The following is a 17542-nucleotide window of genomic DNA, read 5'->3' as shown; positions in this document are numbered from 1 at the left end:
ATTTTGAAGTAATAATTTGCATAAATGGAAGTTGTTGCATGGACTGGGATGACTATCGCCTGTTGCTGTCGATTGCCCGAAGCCGCGGTCTTCCCGGTGCCGCCAGCGAACTGGGCGTATCCGTTTCGACGGTTTTCCGGCGCTTGGAGAAAATCGAGGAGGAGCGCGCGCAGCGGCTTTTTACCAGGGCCAGGCAGGACTATGTGCCGACGGAAATCGGGATCGAGCTTGTGCGCGTGGCCGAGAGTATCGAGACCGAGGTGCAAAGAGGTGAGCGGGCAATCAGCGGAAGAGATCAGCAACTGACCGGCACGCTGCGGGTTACCGCAAGCGAGGTCATCGCGAACTATTTCCTGGCGCGTCACATCCCCGATTTCAGGACGCGGCATCCCCAGCTCAGCATGGAGATCCTCAGCGGGAACAGTATTTTCAGCCTGGAGGATCAGACGGCCGATATCGCATTGCGTCCCGTTCGTCCGACCGACGTGAACTTGGTTGGCCGGAAAGTCGCCGAGTTGCATTGGGGACGGTATTGCAGCGCTTCCCCTCAAGGCGCGGCTGAGGGGAGGGAAAGTGACCGGGAACTGGAAGAAATCATCGGGTATTCTTCGGGGCCAATCAGCATTCAGGAAAAGCTGCTTGGCCGTGCGACTTCGAAGCATTCGGAAGTTTTCTGGCGCAGCAACAGCCTCGTGACCAATGCGGCGATTGCGCAGGCCAGCAGGAGCACGGCATTGCTCCCCTGCATTCTCGGGGAAAGCTGGCCGGGTCTGCGGTGCGTCGAAGCCCCGATTCCAGAAGTCGCTGGCGAACTCTGGATCGTTTGTCACAAAGACATGCATCGAACTGCGCGCATTCGTGCATTTTTTGACTTCGTGATTGAAACTGCGCGCTCCGATCCTTTTCTGCGTTTGCCTGATGACGGCAGTCGCCCGGGTTGATGGCCTCGGGCTGTCTCAGTTCGGGGAATGCGCGTCGGCAGGCTGAACGAGCCACCACAGCCGACGTCTGATCATCCATCCCGAACAGCCCGGTGCGATCCGTTTCGGTTCACGCGACTCGTCGGACTTTCCCTTTGCCTCGTACCGGTTTGTTCCACGTGGCCCGGTCGCAAGGGCCTGTTCATGACGGGACAGGGCAGGGGGCTTGCTGCCTGATCGCTGGGCTTGCCGTCCGATTGCATCTTCCATTCGAATCAGCGTCGCCGATGGCGCTTTGTTTTCCTGTCCGTCGCCGAAATCGCTGCCGCCAGGCGCCCGCTTTCTCAATATATGAATGATGAACCATTATTCATAATTGTTGCGCCCTGCGGCCCCGCGTGGTAGTGTGGCCTTCAAGGAGATTTTGGGATTCCCAAAAAAGAGGAGAGGAAACGTCGATGGATGACGTCTATGTAATTGGCGTGGGCATCACGAAGTTCGGGGCACGCACGAACAGTTCGGTGAAGGATCTGGTCGCAGAGGCCGTGGTCGATGCTTTGGATGATGCGCAGCTTGAAAGATCGGCCATCCAGACCGCGTTTTTCAGCAATGCCGCGCAGGGCGCGCTCGAAGGGCAGCATGCGATCCGTGGGCAGATCGCCCTGCGCGCCATGGGATTTTCCGGCCTGCCCGTCACCAATGTCGAAAATGCCTGCGCCTCGGGGTCGACGGCGTTCCATCTGGCGCAGAACGCCATTCGTGCCGGGGCGGCGGATATTGCGCTTGCCGTCGGGGCCGAAAAAATGGTCGTCGGCGACAAGCGCGCGTTGCTCAGCGTCTTCGATGGCGGCTGGGACGTGCACGAACCGGAGCGGAACCTGGAATATCTTGCAAAGCTTGCGGCAGATCCCGAGGCGCCGAAGAACGAGGGGAAGCAATCCATCTTCGTTGAAGTTCTCGCGGCGCTGGCGCGCCGGCACATGAACACCTTCGGAACGACGGTCGAACAGATCGCCGCTGTGGCCGCGAAGAACCACGTTCATTCGCAATTCAATCCGATGGCGCAGTTCCAGAAGCCCATGACAGTCGAAGAGGTGTTGGCGGCGCGCCAGGTCACTTCGCCGCTGACGGTGCCGATGTGTTCGCCGATTTCGGATGGCGCCGCGGCGGCAATCTTGTGTTCCGGGCGGATGCTGAAAAAGCTGGGCCTGTCGCGCAGCGTGTTGCTGCGGGCCTCGATCCTGACCGGCAGCGTCGACCGGGAAGCGGGCGAGCTCGAGAAGCAGATCGGTCGGCTCGCCGCGCTTCAGGCTTATGAAAAATCGGGCGTCGATCCGAAAGAGGTTTCGGTCGCCGAGGTACATGATGCATCGGCCTTCGGGGAAATCGCCCAGTCCGAAAACCTTGGCCTGTTTGCCTATGGCGAAGGCGCGGCGGCGGCCGAGCGGGGCGAAACCACGGTCGGGGGACGCATTCCAATCAACCCGTCGGGCGGGATGGTCAGCCGTGGTCATCCGCTGGGCGCGACGGGTATCGCACAGATCCACGAACTTGTGACGCAGCTTCGCGGCGAAGCGGGACAGCGCCAGGTCGAAGGTGCGAAAATCGCTGTTCAGGAAAACGGCGGCGGCTTCATCGGATTCGACGAAGCGTCCTGCGTGGTTTCAATCCTCGAACGGCCTGCCGAAGGGAGGGCAGCATGAATATTGCGAAACTTGTAGAGCGGGTCGTCCGCCTGCATTCGGAACGTCCCGCGATCTACGTGGGCACAACGCAGGTCTCGACCTACAACGAATTCGGGCACCGGGTTGCCACGCTGGCCGGTGCGCTGCGCGACAAGCTGGGCCTGAAACCCGGCGATCGCGTCGCGCTGGCGATGCTGAATTGCCCCGAGTTCCTGGAAATCCAATATGCCTGCTGGTGGGCGGGGCTGACGCTGGTGCCGACCAACGCGCGGCTGCACCCCAAGGAACTTGCCTACATTCTCGAAGATTCCGGCGCCAAGGTCTGTTTCTGCACCGCCGAGATCGGCGAGGCATTCCTGCCGCAAGCGTCTGACTTCTTGGAAAACGGCAGGCTGATCTGCGTATCAAGCGACGAATTCCAGCACCTGCTGAAGGCGGACCCGATCGCGGTCACCGAACTGACGGGGGGCGAAACCGCTTGGCTTGGCTATACCTCGGGGACGACCGGTCGGCCCAAGGGCGCGATGCTGTCGCACAAATCGCTGATGACAACGGCGCTGCGCCACTATTCGATGGAACCGGTCGGCCCGGATGACGCGAAGCTTTATGCTGCCGCCATGTCGCACGGCGCGGGCGCCTTCGGGATATCCTACCTGCTGCAGGGGGGGCGACAGATCATTCCGGAATCCAAGGGTTTCCGCCCGGCCGAAATCTACGACCTGCTGTCGACCTTCGAGAACGTATCGATGTTCGGCGCGCCGACGATGGTGATGCGCCTGATCGATGATCCGTCGCTGGCAAATGCAAAAATCGAGAATCTGAAAACGATCATTTACGGCGGCGGCCCGATGTATGTCCAGGACATCAAGCGGGCGATGGCGGCGATCGGCAACCGGTTCCACCAGGGTTACGGGCTGACCGAAGCACCACTCACGGTATCGGGACTGTCCAAGGCGATGCATGGCGACGTGAACCATCCGCGCTACGACGATCATCTCGGTTCGGTCGGGGTTCCGTTCATGGGGACCGAAATCGTCATTCGCGACGAGGCCGGCAACCCCTTGCCTGCGGGGGAAGTCGGGGAAATCACCATCCGTGGGGATGTGGTGATGACCGGCTATCTCAATCGTCCGGAGGCGAACGCCGAAACCTTGCGCGATGGCTGGCTCTATTCCGGCGATGTCGGGCTGATCGACGAAGAAGGCTTCCTGACGCTCAAGGACCGCTCGAAGGACCTGATCATCAGCGGCGGGCTGAACATCTACCCGCGCGAGGTCGAAGAGGCGTTGCTGACCCATCCTGATGTCGTCGAGGCGTCGGTCATCGGTGTCCCGAACCGCGAATGGGGCGAGGAAACGGTGGCCTTCGTCGTGACCTCGGAAGCCAGCAAGATCGGCAAGGACGATCTGGACACGGTTTGCCGCGACAACCTTGCCGGGTTCAAGCGGCCGAGGCGCTACGAGTTCGTTTCGGAACTGCCGAAGAACAACTACGGCAAGGTTCTCAAGACGGACCTGCGCAAAGCGATGGAAGGCGTCGGGGAGGACGCCTGACGACGGTACACGTTGCTGCGCCCGATGACTTGGTCGCGGGCGCAGCGGCAGACCGTCAGGAGATAAAAAAACAGGGAGGAACTAACGATGGGCGTAATCAATCCGGCGCTCTACGAATTGCCGCGCATATACACGATGCAGGCTTCGGCCGAGTGCAAAGACGCCATTTGCAGCCAGGTTACCGTTCGGGACCATGTTTGGACGGTGGACGAACCGGAACTATTCGGCGGCACCGATCTTGGCGCGGCACCGCTGGAATACGCGCTTGGCAGCGCCGCGGCGGTCACCAATTGCCTTGTCACGCTGGTGAGCGAGGAAATGGGGATCGAGGTGAAACTGCACCGCGTCGACATCAAGGCCGATCTCGATACCTACGGATTCCTTGGCAAGGCGCCGGTCGCCAAGCCTTTCCCCGGCGTTGTCATCAGCATCGAGGGCGAAAGCCCGGCCGACTCCCGTGATGTGGATCGCCTGTTCAAGGAAGTCATCCGCCGCGATCCGTTCACTCAGATGTTCGCGGCGACGGGCGCGGAAGTTGTCCACGACTGGAACATTTCCCCGGCAGATGCCGATCAAAAACTTGCAGTTAACTAAGGATAAGAACAATGAAGAGTCTCGATCAACAACATGTCGTGGTCATTGGCGGCAGCTCTGGGATTGGCCGTGCCACCGCGGCCGCCGCACTGGAACGTGGTGCCTCCGTCACCGTCGCTGCGCGCGGGGCCGATCGGCTGGACGAACTCAAGCAGAACTTTCCCGCGATCAAGACAGAGGTCCTGCAGGGCACCGACGAAGCGGCGGTCAAGGCGTTCTTCGACAAGCAGGATGCAATCGATCACGTCTACGTTTCTGTCGGGTCCGGCTACCAGGTGCATGCATTGGGCGAAACGCTCGATAATATGATGCCGATGGTGGATGACCGGATCAAGGCGGCCATCCTGGCGGCGAAATACGCCGCGCCCAAGATCCGCGAAGGCGGTTCGGTCACCTTCACCTCGGGGATTTCGGCACACAAGACAATTCCGGGTGAAGGCATCGGCGGGATGTCGTGCAGCGCGGTCGAAACGCTGGCCCGGTCACTGGCGATGGAAATGAAACCCATCCGTTTCAACGCGATCGTACCGGGCGCAACCGACACGCCGTTCCTCAACGGGATCCTTGGCGATCATGCCGGTGCGGTGAAGGAGTTCTTCCGCGAAAACGTCCCGGCGGGACGCTTCGCCGATCCCGAGGAAATCGCCCATGCGGTCCTGTTCCTGATGGAAAACCGCTTCGTCACCGGCACCGCGCTGGTGGTCTCGGGCGGTCATCACCTGATCTGATGTCATGAACAAGGTGGTAACGGACGTGGCAGTGGGCGGCATGGCCGCGCGGTTGGGGGATTTCGTGGCTAGCCTTGGGCCGGGCACGATCCCCGACCGGATCGCGGCGCGGGTCGCCGATTGCTGGCTGAACGCGCTTGGCGTCGGGCTTGCCTCCTTGGCAACGCCCTACGCGCAGGTCGCGCAAAAGGCGGCTTCGCATCTCTCGGGCCTGCGCGGGGACTGTACCATCCTTGCTTCGGGGGCGAAAATCAGCCCGTCAGCGGCAGCCTTCGCGAACGCGGTGTTGCTGCACGGCCGGACACAGGAAGACACCCTGGGCGGCACCCATATCGGTTGTGTCGTGGTGCCGGTGCTCTTGGCCTTGTCGCAAAGCGGTGCGGCCCGGCCGGAACGGATGAATGCCGCGCTGCTGGCCGCCTACGAGGTCGGTGGCCTTCTGGATGCCGCTTGCGGGCGGATATCGACCGGGCGCGGCAACCGGTCGACCCCGCTTTACGCGCCGGTCGCGGCAGCGGCGGCGGCGGCCTATGCGATGGACCTGCCTGCCGAACGGGTCGGGGCCGCCATTGCGCTTGCCGCCGGCGGGGCCGGGGGCGGCGGGCAATCCTTCGTCGACGGCAGCGACGACTGGCGCTACCAGGCCGGACTATCGGCACAGCTGGCGCTGTCCGCGGTGGAGCTGAGCGCTGCCGGAGCGGTGGCCGCCCCAAACGCGCTGGAAGGACATTATGGATTGATCAGGGCGGCTTGCGGGTCCGTCCCGGAACCGGACTTCGATCGGCTGGGGCAGGACTGGGCCATCGAGCGCGTCGCCTTCAAGGCCTACCCGGTCTGTGCTTATGCCCAATCCGCCTGCAAGGCGGCGGCGTCTCTGTCGATCACCCGGACCGTGGCCCGGAATGTCGCCAGCATCGGCATTTTCATGAACCCGTTCGAATACGGGCTTCCGGGCATTCCGTCGCCCGGACCCTTTTCCGGCATGACCGAAGCCATCATGAGCGTTCCATTCGCCGTGGCCGCGACCTTGATCGACGGCGCTCCGAACATGGGCAACCTGACTGCGGGGGGCTGCGACGAGTTACGTGATCTCATCCGCAAGATTCAGGTCCATCCCGATGAGGCGGTGGCGCCCATGAACTGCAGAATGTACCTGAAGACGGCAGACGGCCCCACGCTGTTTGCGGAAGCCGGTCCCAACCCGCAGGAATTCGACCTCGCGTCGTCATTGGAGCGGGCATTGCGCGACGTATCGGCACCGGCGGGAACGCTGGGGCGATTGGACAAGGCTTTGCGGCGGCAGCAGCCCGACCTCAGCGCGGTTGAGCGGGTTTTCGAAGAGGTGCGCTCGGCAGCGATGTTCGTTCATTGCTAATGTGATTCATTGTTCATATTATCGGGCGTGACATCAATATTCAGAACTGGATTGTTATGGCCCTCGCGCATACCCCCAATCGTCGGAAAAAACGTCTCAGCCGTGAAGAAAAAGCGGAAGAAACTCGCCGGGCCCTGTTCCGGGCTGCGGCCAAGGTCGTCGGTAAATACGGGTATGCCGACGCCTCGATCTCGCGCATAACCACCGAAGCCAACATCGCCCAGGGCACGTTCTACAACTACTTCGAGACGCGGCAGGATCTGTTCGATCAACTGCTGCCCGAGGTTGGCGGCAACATGCTGGACCATATCAAGGAACAGGTGGACACGTCCGTGTCCGGGGTCGAACGTGAACTTCAGAGGCTGACCGCCTATTTCGACTATCTGCATGAAAATCCTGAGTTTTACAGGATCTTGAACGAGGCGGAGATTTTCGCGCCGAAAGCGCATGAGAAACATTTCAACATGCTGATCGCCGGATACATGTCCGCCTTTCGCAGAAGCCGCGACCGCGACGAGTTGCAGAATTACACCGATGAGGAACTGGAAGTCATCGCCTATATCCTGCTCGCCGCGCGTGGATACCTGAGTCTCGGCTACGCCGTGCGCGGAGGACGGTCCCGGAAGGTCCCGCCGCAGGTCTACAGCGCTTACGAAAAAATCGTGAGTTCAGGGCTATTTAAGTTCTAACATCCGTAAACCACCGGAAGCGTTGGGAAGGTTTTCCTTGACCGGATTGTTCGCATGAACATAAAATGAATCATGATTCATAATTCATAATGCGAATCTCTGGTGAGGTGATGACGAAAAAACGCAACGATAAATCCGATACGGATCTGCTGGGTCTCTACCGCAAGATGCGGGTGATCCGGGAAGCGGAAACGGCCCTGTCCGGGCTGTTCGCCAACAATGAAATCCCGGGCTTCATTCACCTCTCGCTGGGGCAGGAAGCAGTCGCGGCCGGCGTTTGCGACGCGCTGCGGGATGGCGATACGCTGGCGTCGAACCATCGCGGTCACGGTCATGCCCTAGCGCAGGGGGTATCGCTCGACCAGTTCTTCCTCGAACTGTTTGGCAAGGATGGCGGCATTTGCCGCGGCCGCGGCGGGTCGATGCATATCGCCGACATGTCGGTTGGTATGCTGGGCGCGAACGGCATCGTCGGCGGCGGGCTTCCCATCGCGCTTGGCAGCGCCCTGGCGCATTCGATCAAGAAGTCGGATCAGGTTGCGGTGGTGTTTTTTGGCGATGGCGCGCTTGGCGAAGGGGCCGTGCACGAGGTGATGAACCTCGCGGCGCTGTGGAACCTGCCGCTTCTGATGGTCTGTGAAAACAACGGCTGGTCGGAATTTTCGCGCAGTTCGGATCAGATCAGGGCCGAGATCGGAGACCTCGCGAAAGCGTTCTCGATCCCGTTCGAACGCGTTGATGGCACCAAGGTGCGCGACGTTCGCAGCATGACCGCCGATCTGTGCGACCGGCTGCGGACCGGGCAGGGGCCTGCCATCCTCGAATGCCTGACGGTGCGCTGGCACGGTCATTACGAAGGCGATCCGCAAAAATACCGCGCCGAAGGCGATCAGGAAACGGCGACGTCGACCGATTGCGTGGCGCTCGAACGCGACAGCCTCATCGGCGATGGCTTTGATGCCGCGACGCTCGATGCGCTCGATGCCGAGGTCAAGGCCGAGGTCGAGGCCGTCGTCATCGCCGCCCGCAACGGTGCATCCCCCAGTTTCGCAACCGCCCTGGGTGACGTCCACAGAAATACGATCGGATCTCATCATGTCTGATACCCGCTATGGCCGCGCGATCACGCGCGCTCTCAATGACGCAATGGAAGCCGACCCGTCGGTGATCGTGATGGGCGAAGATATCGGCGCCGTCGGTGGCCCGTTCGGGGTGACGCGGGGGCTGCAGAAGAGTTTCGGCTCTGAGCGGGTGCGCGACACCTCAATTTCCGAGGCCGCGATCGTCGGCGCCGCGGTCGGGGCGGCGATGACCGGGCTGAAGCCGGTGGTCGAGATCATGTTCATGGATTTCACCACCTTCACCATGGACGCCCTGGTCAACCAGGCCGCGAAGGCGCATTTCATGTTCGGTGGCCAGGTTTCGGTTCCGATGGTGCTGCGCACGCCGCATGGCGGGGGCATCAACGCGGGGCCGCAGCATTCGCAATGCCTTGAGGCCTGGTTCGCCCATGTGCCGGGGCTGAAGCTCGTCTGCCCGTCCAATCCGGCCGATGCCTACGGCCTGATGCGCGCGGCCATCGACGATCCCAATCCTGTCATCTTCGTCGAGAACAAGGCGATGTACGGCACGCCGGGGAAACTGGCCGATGATCCCGAACCGGTCGAGATCGGCAAGGCCCGCCGCGCGCGCGCCGGGTCCGACGTCACGCTGGTTGCCTATGGCGCGATGGTGGCCGAGGCGATTGCGGCGGCCGAGGTCCTGTCGGCCGAAGGGGTGGAGGCCGAAGTCCTCGACCTGCGCAGCCTGCAGCCCTGGGACAAGGACCAGGTGCTGGCGTCGCTTTCCGAAACTCATCGCATGGTCATCGTGCACGAAGCGGGGGTCGAATTCGGCATCGGCGCCGAAATCGCCGCCCATGTAGCGGATGCGGGCTTCGATGAACTCGACGCGCCGGTTCTGCGCGTCGGCGCGCCGCATATGCCGGTGCCGTTCTCCCGCGAACTCGAAGCCGAATACCGCCCGAATGCCAACAAGATCGCCGACGCCGTTCGTCGCGTCATGCAATAGGAGACCCTCATGCCGGAACATGTCCAAACAGAAATTACGGACGGGATTGGCATCCTGACGATCAACCGGCCGGATGCGTTGAACGCGCTTGACGGCCCGACCCTGAAACAACTCGACGCCGCTTTCGACCGGCTCAACAGGGACACGGATGTCCGTGTCATCGTGCTGGCGGGGGCGGGCGATAGGGCCTTCGTCGCCGGGGGTGATATCCGCGACCTGAACAGCCGCCGGGGGCTCGCCCATTATCAGGAGCTGGCCGAAGACCTGCATGGCTGCTTTGCGCGGATCGAGGCTTCGGACAAGCCGACGATTTCCGCCATCGACGGCTGGGCGCTTGGCGGCGGTGTCGAACTGCTGCTGTGCACCGATATGCGGATTGCCGGCGCCTCGGCGACTTTCGGGCTGCCCGAGATCAATCTCGGACTTTTCCCCGGTGCCGGCGGGACGCAACGGCTGATCCGTGAAATCGCCCCGTGCCGGGCGCGCGAACTGATGTTCACCGGCAACCGGATCGATGCCGACACGGCGCTGAGCCTCGGGCTGGTGAATTCCGTGATCGAAAACGGCTCGGTGCTGGACGCGGCCAAGGCGATGGCGGCCACGGTGGCATCGAAGTCGCCGCTGGTTCTCAAACTGATGAAGCGCACGCTCCGGCACGGCGTGTCGATGCCGCAACCCGCCGCGCTGGCCTATGAGCAGGCGATGATCGGGCTGGTTCTGGACAGCGACGATGCGCACGAAGGCTGCGGTGCTTTCATCGAAAAACGTCAACCCGAATTCCAGGGCAGGTAAAGCGATGGATGTTACCCTCACATCACTGACGATGCCGAAGCTGGGCCTGACGATGACCGAAGGCGTCATCACCGAATGGCGCGCCGCTCAAGGCGCACGGGTCCAGCAGGGCGATATCGTTTTCGTCGTCGAAACCGACAAGATCGCGACCGAGATCGAAGCCCCCAGCGACGGTGAAATCGTCGAAATCCTCTTCGGTGAAGGGGCGACGGTCCCGGTCGGCGAAGCGGTGGCCCGGTGGACCGGGATCGGCATGGCAGGTGACGCCGAAACCGCCGATGCGTCCGCATCATCGGAACCCGAACCTAAAGCGCCGGACGCGCCGGCGGATTCCCAGGACAGCGCTGGCAAGACCGCCAAGCCCCTGAGGAAACGGGTGCCGGCAACGCCGCTGGCGCGGCGCCTGGCGGAAGAGTGGGGGACGGATCTGGCGACGGTGACCGGTACCGGGCCGCGCGGCCGTATCAAGGCCGAAGACGTGCGTCGCCACCACGAGGCGGCGAAACCGGCGGCAAATCCGGGCGGCGATGCCCCCCGGCAAGAGCCCCGGGTCGAACCTGTTCCCGCGCTGCAGCAGACCGCCGCGCGCCGGGTGCTGGAGGCCAAGACGACGATCCCGCATTTCTATGTCAGCCGCGAAGCCGAAATTTCCGAACTGACGGCTTTCCGTCGCCAGCTCACGGAACTGACCGGACAAAAGATCAGCCTGAACGACTGTATCGTCGTGGCCTTTGCTCGGGCGCTTAACGACCTGCCCGAATGCAACCGCGTCTGGCGCGACGGCGAATATGTCAGCTACCCGACGACCGATATCGGCATCGCGGTTCAGACCGAACGTGGCCTTCTGGTGCCGGTGGTCCGTGATCTGGGGCTGCTGCCGCTTGATCAGGCCGCGCGGCACATCGGCGCGGTGCTGTCCCGGGCCCGCGACGGCAATTTCACTGCGGACGACCTGACCGGAGGCACCGCCTCGGTGTCCAATGTCGGAATGTTCGGCGCCACGTCTCTGACGCCGATCGTGAACCCGGGGCAATCTTCGATCCTTGGTGTCGGCGACATGCGCGAAGTCTTCCGTCCCGATGCGGACGGGAATCCCGAACTGCGCCGCGAACTGTCGTTCGTTTTGGCGGCGGATCACCGCGTCCTCGACGGGGTCGACGGGGCGCGGATTCTGGCCGGCATCACCCACTACCTCGAAAACCCGCTCCTCTTGATGGCAACTCCAATGCAAGGGCAAACCCATGTTGCAAGTTAACACCCCGGAACAATCGATGATCATCCGCACGGCCGAACAGGTCGGCGAAAAATACGGCCTGGAATACTGGCGCCAATGCGACCAGGAAAAGCGTTTCCCGGCGGAGTTCTGGAAAGAGGTCTGCGAGGCCGGGCTGTGCGGTGTGGCGTTGCCAGAAGAACATGGTGGCGCCGGTTTCGGCATGGTCGAAATGGCGCTGGTGATCGAGGCGCTGTCGATGTCCGGCGGTGGCGCGACCGTGGCGCAACTGTTCATGCTGAACCCGATTTTCGGCGGTGTCGCGATTTCGAAATTCGGCACCGATGAAATGAAATCCCAATGGCTGCCGCAACTGGTGTCAGGTGACATGCAGTTCTGCATGGCGCTGACCGAACCCGATGCTGGCAGCAACAGCCTGTCGATTTCCACCGTTGCCCGCCGTGACGGCGACGGATGGCGCCTGTCCGGAAACAAGGTCTGGATTACCGGCGTGCCCGAGGCGCAAAAAATGCTGGTGGTGGCGCGCACCACGCCCGCCGACCAGGTGCAGCGGAAAACCGACGGTATCAGCCTGTTCCTGATCGACACTGACCGCGAGGGTCTGAGCCACACCGCCATCGACAAGCTCGGCACCAATACGCTGACCTCGTCCTCGGTCTATTTCGACGACGTGCCGGTTCATGCGTCGGACCTGGTCGGCACGCTGGATGCCGGTTGGCCGCAGCTTCTCGAAGTGCTGAACGGCGAACGGATCGTGACCACGGCGGGCCTGTCGGGCACGTCGCGTCTGGCGACCGGTCTGGCCGTCGACTACGCCAATGACCGCAAGGTGTTCGGCAACCGTCCGATCGCCAGCTACCAGGGGCTGCAATTCCCGCTGGCGCAGGCCCATGCGCTGAACGAATGCGCCCGGCTGATGAACCTGCGCGCGGCGCAGCTTTGCGACGACAACCTGCCTTACGGCAGCGAAGCCAACGCGGCAAAACTGATCGCCGCGCAGGCCGCGGCAATGGCCACCGAACGGTCGATGCAGACCATGGGCGGCATGGGCTATTCCAAGGAATTTCACGTCGAACGGCTGTGGCGCGACGCGCGCCTGTTCCGCTTCGCGCCGATCTCCGAAGAGATGGTTCTGAATTTCATCGCGCAACATGATCTCGGCATGGCGCGATCCTACTAATCCGAGAAAACATGGAGGAGACTATGACCAACTTTAAATCCGTGGCGCTGGCCGCCCTGATGGGCGTGCTAAGCCAAGGCGCAGTCGCCGATGAGGCATTCCACATCGGTGCGATCCTGCCTTTCAGCGGGCCCTATGCTTTCGGCGGAGAAGCCGCCAAGGCGGGCATGCAGATGGCGATCGACGAACGTGGTGGCAAGGTTCTGGGCGTGCCGATCGAAGTGTCGTGGGAGGACGGCGAGGCAAACCCGCAGGTGACGCTGAAAAAGGGTACCCGACTGATTGCCGACGACGTGCATCTGCTGGTCGGCGAGGCCAGCTCGCCGGCGACGCTGGCGTTGTCGAAACTGGCGGGACGGCGCAAGGTTCCGCTGCTGAATACGATTTCGGCGGACGAACGCATCACCGGCAGCGAAGGCAATCGCTACACCTTCCGCACGTCGAACGATTTCGGAATGGAAACGCAGATGACGATTTCCTACTACGAAACCGCGCGCCCCAAATCTGTCTATGCCGTCATCCCCGATGTCGGCGCAGCGCGTGACTTGTGGGGCAAGGTGAAGGATTCGTTGCCGGGCCTCGGCATCGGTGTCGCGGGCGAAGATTACCCGCCGCTCGGCAACAAGGATTACGCGGTCATCGTCAACAAGATCGCCAATTCCGGCGCCGATTCAGTCCTCGCGGTTCTGGCCGGCGGTGACGCGGTGAACTTCATCAAGCAGGCGGGCGAGGTCGGCCTGACAGGCAAGGTCGAAATCTTTGGCCCGACCCTTCTCGAGGAACTGACCGCCGCCGCGGTCGGCGAGGCGTCGCTGGGCGTGTTTTCCGGTGTCCGCTATCACTACAGCTACAAGAACGAGCAGAACAGCAAGTTCGTCGCCGCCTACAAGGAAAAGTTCGGCGAGGTTCCCAGCGTGTTCGCCGGCGAGGCCTATGACGGGCTGAGCTGGTTCCTCGACACCGTCGAGGCGACCGGGTCTTGGGACAAGGAAGCCTGGGTGGATGCGTTCAGCGGTTCGACCCGCGACAGCTCGATCGAGGGCGTGAAGACAATGCGCAGCTGCAACAATCAGGCCGAACAGATCGGGCTGATGGCAGTGGTCGGGCGCGGCGTCGGCGACCAACCGGAACTGACGATGCAGATCGTCGAAGAGTTCCCGGCCGACGCTCTGTTCACGGACTGCCCGTAACGGTCAGTCCGCTCACGCGCAAATTAGGGAGGGCGCCATGAGTACATTCGTAATCGGCTTGAGCCTTGCAGCTCTGCTATTCATTCTCGCCGCCGGGCTCGTTCTCGTTTTCGGGCTTTTGGGGGTTATCAATCTGGCTCATGGCGCTTTCTACATGCTGGGTGCCTATGTCGGCTATCAAATCGCCGCCTGGACCGGCAACTTCTGGCTGGCACTCGCCCTGGCACCGGTGTTCGTCGCGGCGGTTGCATGGATTGCGGAGCGGCTGACGCTCAGCAAGCTCTACGACCGCGAACACTATCTTCAGTTCCTGCTGACCTTCGGGCTGATCCTCGTCATCAATGAACTTGTCAGGCTGGTCTGGGGCGTCGGCTACCTGCGGGTGGACGCACCTGTGCTGCTGCAGGGAAGCGTGGATTTCGGCACATTCCAGGTGTCGGTGTACCGTCTTTTCGTGGCCTTTGCCGGGCTCGCGGCGGCAGGGGGGCTTTATCTCGTCCTCGAAAAAACGCTCATCGGCACGGTGGTGCGGGCCGCCAGCGCCAACAGCGCGATGGTGTCCTGCCTTGGCGTGAACGTGCGCCGGATTAGAAGTTCGGTCTTCGCGATCGGCGGCGGGCTTGCCGGTTTCGCCGGCGTGATCGCGGCGCCAATGGTGCCGCTCAGCCTCGACATGGGGCTGATCGTCATCATCGACTGTTTTCTGGTGATCATCATCGGCGGCATGGGCAGCATCCGGGGTGCCGTGCTCGGGGCCATCCTGATCGGGATGACGCGCGCCTATGGTCAGAACTTCATCCCGCAATTCATCGATCCCCTGACCTTCGGCGTGCTGGTCGCGGTTCTGCTGGTGCGGCCTTCGGGGATCTTCGGACGCAAGGAGCGCATGGCATGAGCGAGAAACTTTCATTCAACCTGACATTCATCGTCGCGGCCGTCGCTTTCCTTGCCCTCGTGCCATCACTCGGCGCTGGCGAACGGGCCATCTACTTCCTGTCGCTCACTCTGATCTGGGGTCTGTTCGCCGCCGCTTTCGATCTCAGCTTCGGCGTCACCGGATTGCTGTCCTTCGGGCACGCGGCCCTGCTGGGCGTCGGCGCCTATGTCTTCAGCATACTTACGGCGGATTATGGCGTTCCTTGGGGGATCGGCCTCGTGGCGGGGGCGGCGACTTCCGGGCTGCTGGGATTGCTCTATGGCCTGATTTCGATGCGGGTCGGAGGGTTGTTCTTCGCGCTCGTCTCGCTGGCCGCGGCGGAACTGATCCATATCCTCATCTCATCCACCCTGCGCGACATCACCGGGGGCCATGACGGGTTCCCGGCGGTGCCCAGACCGATGATCGGGTCAAGCTGGGATTTCTATGACAACACGACCTTCTACTACCTGATCCTGGCGATCGTTTTCGTCAGCGTGCTGCTGCTGGCTATCCTGCGCAGTTCGCCCTTCGGCAGGTTGTGCCAGGGGGTGCGCCTGAATCCCGTCCGGATGACACATATCGGTTTCCGCATCGCCCGCATACGGTCGCTTGCGCTGCTCGTTTCGGGTGTGTTCAGCGGTATTTCAGGCGGATTGCTGGCCTCTTTGATGATGTTCATCAGCCCCGAAACGCTGAGCTGGACGACATCCGGCGACGTTCTGATCATGACGCTGTTGGGCGGCGCGGGGACGCTGATCGGCCCGATCCTGGGCGCGCTGGTCTTCGAGACCATGCGCGACGTTCTGAGCGATCTGACCGTGCATTGGTACGGGCTTCTCGGCCTCGCCTTCATCTTGTGCACCATCCATCTGCCCGAGGGGCTGATGTCGCTGCGGCCCGGACGGCTGCTTGGCCGGCTGTTCGCTTCGCGGCGTGCATCCAAGGGCGAACTGGAAACCATTCTTGAGGGGGAAAGCAAATGGAGGGAATGAGCTGCAACAATCTTTGGGTCAGCTACGGCGCGTTCCACGCCCTGTCCGACGTGTCGCTGTCCTTCCGTCCCGGGCGGATCACCAGCATCATCGGGCCGAACGGCGCCGGCAAGACCACGCTGGTCAACGCGCTGACCGGATCGGTGGCCCCCTCGAGGGGCGACGTGAAGATCGGCAAGCGGACGGTGAACCGGTTCGGCCCGGCGAAACGCACCAAGATGGGGTTGGGGCGGAGTTTCCAGACCATCAACGTGTTTTCCGAAATGTCGGTGCGGGAAAACCTCGAGCTTGCGGCGCAGGCGCGGGCGTTCCGGCTGCAACCTTTCTGGCGACCGGCGCAGGGGCTCAGGGTGTTGGCCGAACTGGCCGACAAGATCCTGGAAATGGTCGGGCTGACCGCGCATGCGGACCAGACTGCCGATGCGCTCAGCCACGGCGACCAGCGGGCACTTGAACTGGGCCTGACGCTGATCGGCGAGCCGGACATCGTGCTGCTGGACGAACCGCTGGCCGGTGTGGGACATAACGGGATCGACCGGATGGATGCGCTGATCCGCACGGTTGCGGAAGGGCGCACCGTCATTCTGGTCGAACACAACATGGACGTGGTGATGGGATTGTCGGACGACATCGTCGTGCTGGCCGGCGGGCAAGTTCTTGCCACCGGAACGCCGGATGAAATTCGCGCCAACGAAACCGTCCGCGCCGCTTATCTGGGAGGGGAATGATGCAGGATCTTGTACTCAAGGATTGCGATACCTTCTACGGCAAGGCGCAGGCGCTGCACGGTGTGACGCTGTCGGTGTCGGTCGGCCAGATCACTTCGATCGTTGGCCGCAACGGGGCCGGGAAATCGACGCTGCTCAAAACGCTCATGGGGCTGCAGCCCTTGTCCCGCGGGCAGCGCCTGATGGGGGACAACGACCTGTCTGACCGCGCCCCGCACCAGTTGAACAAGCTCGGCCTGGCCTACGTGCCGGAGGACCGGCAGGTCTTCCCGAACCTGACGGTGATGGAAAACCTTGCTGTCTCAACCTTCGCGCACCGGACGCTGGAGTGGAGCGCGGACAAAGTGCTGGAGTTGTTTCCCCGCCTTGGCGAAAGGCGAACCGCGCTCGGCGGCGTATTGTCGGGCGGCGAACAGCAGATGCTGGCGATCGGCCGGGCGCTGCTGTGCAATCCGCGTTTTCTGCTGCTGGACGAACCCACCGAGGGGCTGGCCCCGATCGTCGTCGAACAGCTGGTCAAGGCGATCTGCCGTATCCGCGACGCGGGCGTCGGCGTCGTTCTGGTGGAACAGAACCTGTCGATCCCGCTGTCGATCAGCGACACGATCCTTGCCCTGGAAACCGGGCGGGTCAGGTGGGCCGGACCGGCCGGGCAGGTACGCGATACGCCGACTTTGCTGGATGAATTCATCGGTGTCTGATGCGGGTCGCTTGCGATCCCGGGCCGCGGCTTGATCTGAACCTCCCAAAATCAGCCCTCCAAGCCGCGGCCCAAATATTTTCAATTTTCGGAGCGAGTTAATGAGCGAGAAGAGTTTTGATGTCGTCGTGATCGGGGCTGGTCCCGGTGGGTATGTTGCCGCGATCCGGGCCGCGCAGCTGGGGCTGAAGGT

The 17542-nt window shown here is 62.4% G+C and carries 18 protein-coding genes; all 18 read left to right on the top strand.

What is annotated here, in order from left to right:
- Nucleotides 1–38 precede the first annotated feature (38 nt).
- Nucleotides 39–941 (top strand): LysR family transcriptional regulator, encoded by a 903-nt coding sequence (locus IT775_RS10385; protein ID WP_212701045.1) that lies wholly within the window; start codon nt 39–41, stop codon nt 939–941.
- Nucleotides 942–1378: 437 nt separating this feature from the next.
- Complete coding sequence (locus tag IT775_RS10380; RefSeq protein ID WP_212701044.1) at nt 1379–2623, top strand: thiolase family protein; 1245 nt, start codon at nt 1379–1381, stop codon at nt 2621–2623.
- Nucleotides 2620–4158 (top strand): AMP-binding protein, encoded by a 1539-nt coding sequence (locus IT775_RS10375; RefSeq protein ID WP_212701043.1) that lies wholly within the window; start codon nt 2620–2622, stop codon nt 4156–4158. The genes IT775_RS10380 and IT775_RS10375 overlap by 4 nt, the downstream gene beginning before the upstream one ends.
- Before the next feature lie 87 nt (nt 4159–4245).
- Nucleotides 4246–4752 carry an OsmC family protein gene (locus IT775_RS10370; RefSeq protein WP_212701042.1) on the top strand — a complete coding sequence of 169 codons (507 nt, stop codon included), beginning with the start codon at nt 4246–4248 and terminating at the stop codon, nt 4750–4752.
- 11 nt (nt 4753–4763) lie between these two features.
- Nucleotides 4764–5480: an SDR family oxidoreductase gene (locus tag IT775_RS10365; protein ID WP_212701041.1), complete on the top strand. Its 717-nt coding sequence runs from the start codon at nt 4764–4766 to the stop codon at nt 5478–5480.
- Nucleotides 5481–5484: 4 nt separating this feature from the next.
- Nucleotides 5485–6855, top strand: a complete 1371-nt coding sequence (locus tag IT775_RS10360; protein ID WP_212701040.1) for an MmgE/PrpD family protein — start codon at nt 5485–5487, stop codon at nt 6853–6855.
- Nucleotides 6856–6911: 56 nt separating this feature from the next.
- On the top strand, nt 6912–7544 hold the full coding sequence (locus tag IT775_RS10355; protein WP_212701039.1) for a TetR/AcrR family transcriptional regulator: 633 nt from the start codon (nt 6912–6914) through the stop codon (nt 7542–7544).
- Between the two features lie 110 nt (nt 7545–7654).
- Entirely contained in the window at nt 7655–8647 is a 993-nt protein-coding gene (locus tag IT775_RS10350; protein ID WP_212701038.1) for a thiamine pyrophosphate-dependent dehydrogenase E1 component subunit alpha, read from the top strand.
- Nucleotides 8640–9614: an alpha-ketoacid dehydrogenase subunit beta gene (locus IT775_RS10345; RefSeq protein ID WP_212701037.1), complete on the top strand. Its 975-nt coding sequence runs from the start codon at nt 8640–8642 to the stop codon at nt 9612–9614. The genes IT775_RS10350 and IT775_RS10345 overlap by 8 nt, the downstream gene beginning before the upstream one ends.
- A 9-nt stretch (nt 9615–9623) precedes the next feature.
- Complete coding sequence (locus IT775_RS10340) at nt 9624–10406, top strand: enoyl-CoA hydratase/isomerase family protein (protein WP_212701036.1); 783 nt, start codon at nt 9624–9626, stop codon at nt 10404–10406.
- A gap of 4 nt (nt 10407–10410) precedes the next feature.
- On the top strand, nt 10411–11661 hold the full coding sequence (locus IT775_RS10335; protein ID WP_212701035.1) for a dihydrolipoamide acetyltransferase family protein: 1251 nt from the start codon (nt 10411–10413) through the stop codon (nt 11659–11661).
- Nucleotides 11648–12820 (top strand): acyl-CoA dehydrogenase family protein, encoded by a 1173-nt coding sequence (locus IT775_RS10330; protein WP_212701034.1) that lies wholly within the window; start codon nt 11648–11650, stop codon nt 12818–12820. The genes IT775_RS10335 and IT775_RS10330 overlap by 14 nt, the downstream gene beginning before the upstream one ends.
- A 23-nt stretch (nt 12821–12843) precedes the next feature.
- On the top strand, nt 12844–14010 hold the full coding sequence (locus tag IT775_RS10325) for an ABC transporter substrate-binding protein (protein WP_212701033.1): 1167 nt from the start codon (nt 12844–12846) through the stop codon (nt 14008–14010).
- A 37-nt stretch (nt 14011–14047) separates the two neighbouring features.
- Nucleotides 14048–14905 carry a branched-chain amino acid ABC transporter permease gene (locus IT775_RS10320; RefSeq protein WP_212701032.1) on the top strand — a complete coding sequence of 286 codons (858 nt, stop codon included), beginning with the start codon at nt 14048–14050 and terminating at the stop codon, nt 14903–14905.
- On the top strand, nt 14902–15921 hold the full coding sequence (locus tag IT775_RS10315) for a branched-chain amino acid ABC transporter permease (RefSeq protein ID WP_212701031.1): 1020 nt from the start codon (nt 14902–14904) through the stop codon (nt 15919–15921). The genes IT775_RS10320 and IT775_RS10315 overlap by 4 nt, the downstream gene beginning before the upstream one ends.
- Nucleotides 15918–16649 (top strand): ABC transporter ATP-binding protein, encoded by a 732-nt coding sequence (locus IT775_RS10310; protein ID WP_212701030.1) that lies wholly within the window; start codon nt 15918–15920, stop codon nt 16647–16649. Before IT775_RS10315 ends, IT775_RS10310 begins: the two co-directional genes overlap by 4 nt.
- Nucleotides 16649–17350 (top strand): ABC transporter ATP-binding protein, encoded by a 702-nt coding sequence (locus IT775_RS10305; RefSeq protein WP_212701029.1) that lies wholly within the window; start codon nt 16649–16651, stop codon nt 17348–17350. The genes IT775_RS10310 and IT775_RS10305 overlap by 1 nt, the downstream gene beginning before the upstream one ends.
- 100 nt (nt 17351–17450) lie before the next feature.
- Nucleotides 17451–17542 (top strand): FAD-dependent oxidoreductase (locus IT775_RS10300; protein WP_212701185.1); only part of this gene is annotated, 92 nt, incomplete at its 3' end.

It is taken from the genome of Thalassovita aquimarina, assembly GCF_018219815.1.
Lineage (GTDB): Bacteria > Pseudomonadota > Alphaproteobacteria > Rhodobacterales > Rhodobacteraceae > Thalassobius > Thalassobius aquimarinus.
Note: the sequence above shows the minus strand (reverse complement) of the source record. Positions and strands in the feature narration are given on the sequence as shown.

Bases quoted from the DNA above. Each gene is read 5' to 3' on its own strand.
- IT775_RS10385 (WP_212701045.1), top strand. From the start codon at position 39: ATGGACTGGGATGACTATCGCCTGTTGCTGTCGATTGCCCGAAGCCGC.
- IT775_RS10380 (WP_212701044.1), top strand. From the start codon at position 1,379: ATGGATGACGTCTATGTAATTGGCGTGGGCATCACGAAGTTCGGGGCA.
- IT775_RS10375 (WP_212701043.1), top strand. From the start codon at position 2,620: ATGAATATTGCGAAACTTGTAGAGCGGGTCGTCCGCCTGCATTCGGAA.
- IT775_RS10370 (WP_212701042.1), top strand. From the start codon at position 4,246: ATGGGCGTAATCAATCCGGCGCTCTACGAATTGCCGCGCATATACACG.
- IT775_RS10365 (WP_212701041.1), top strand. From the start codon at position 4,764: ATGAAGAGTCTCGATCAACAACATGTCGTGGTCATTGGCGGCAGCTCT.
- IT775_RS10360 (WP_212701040.1), top strand. From the start codon at position 5,485: ATGAACAAGGTGGTAACGGACGTGGCAGTGGGCGGCATGGCCGCGCGG.
- IT775_RS10355 (WP_212701039.1), top strand. From the start codon at position 6,912: ATGGCCCTCGCGCATACCCCCAATCGTCGGAAAAAACGTCTCAGCCGT.
- IT775_RS10350 (WP_212701038.1), top strand. From the start codon at position 7,655: ATGACGAAAAAACGCAACGATAAATCCGATACGGATCTGCTGGGTCTC.
- IT775_RS10345 (WP_212701037.1), top strand. From the start codon at position 8,640: ATGTCTGATACCCGCTATGGCCGCGCGATCACGCGCGCTCTCAATGAC.
- IT775_RS10340 (WP_212701036.1), top strand. From the start codon at position 9,624: ATGCCGGAACATGTCCAAACAGAAATTACGGACGGGATTGGCATCCTG.
- IT775_RS10335 (WP_212701035.1), top strand. From the start codon at position 10,411: ATGGATGTTACCCTCACATCACTGACGATGCCGAAGCTGGGCCTGACG.
- IT775_RS10330 (WP_212701034.1), top strand. From the start codon at position 11,648: ATGTTGCAAGTTAACACCCCGGAACAATCGATGATCATCCGCACGGCC.
- IT775_RS10325 (WP_212701033.1), top strand. From the start codon at position 12,844: ATGACCAACTTTAAATCCGTGGCGCTGGCCGCCCTGATGGGCGTGCTA.
- IT775_RS10320 (WP_212701032.1), top strand. From the start codon at position 14,048: ATGAGTACATTCGTAATCGGCTTGAGCCTTGCAGCTCTGCTATTCATT.
- IT775_RS10315 (WP_212701031.1), top strand. From the start codon at position 14,902: ATGAGCGAGAAACTTTCATTCAACCTGACATTCATCGTCGCGGCCGTC.
- IT775_RS10310 (WP_212701030.1), top strand. From the start codon at position 15,918: ATGAGCTGCAACAATCTTTGGGTCAGCTACGGCGCGTTCCACGCCCTG.
- IT775_RS10305 (WP_212701029.1), top strand. From the start codon at position 16,649: ATGCAGGATCTTGTACTCAAGGATTGCGATACCTTCTACGGCAAGGCG.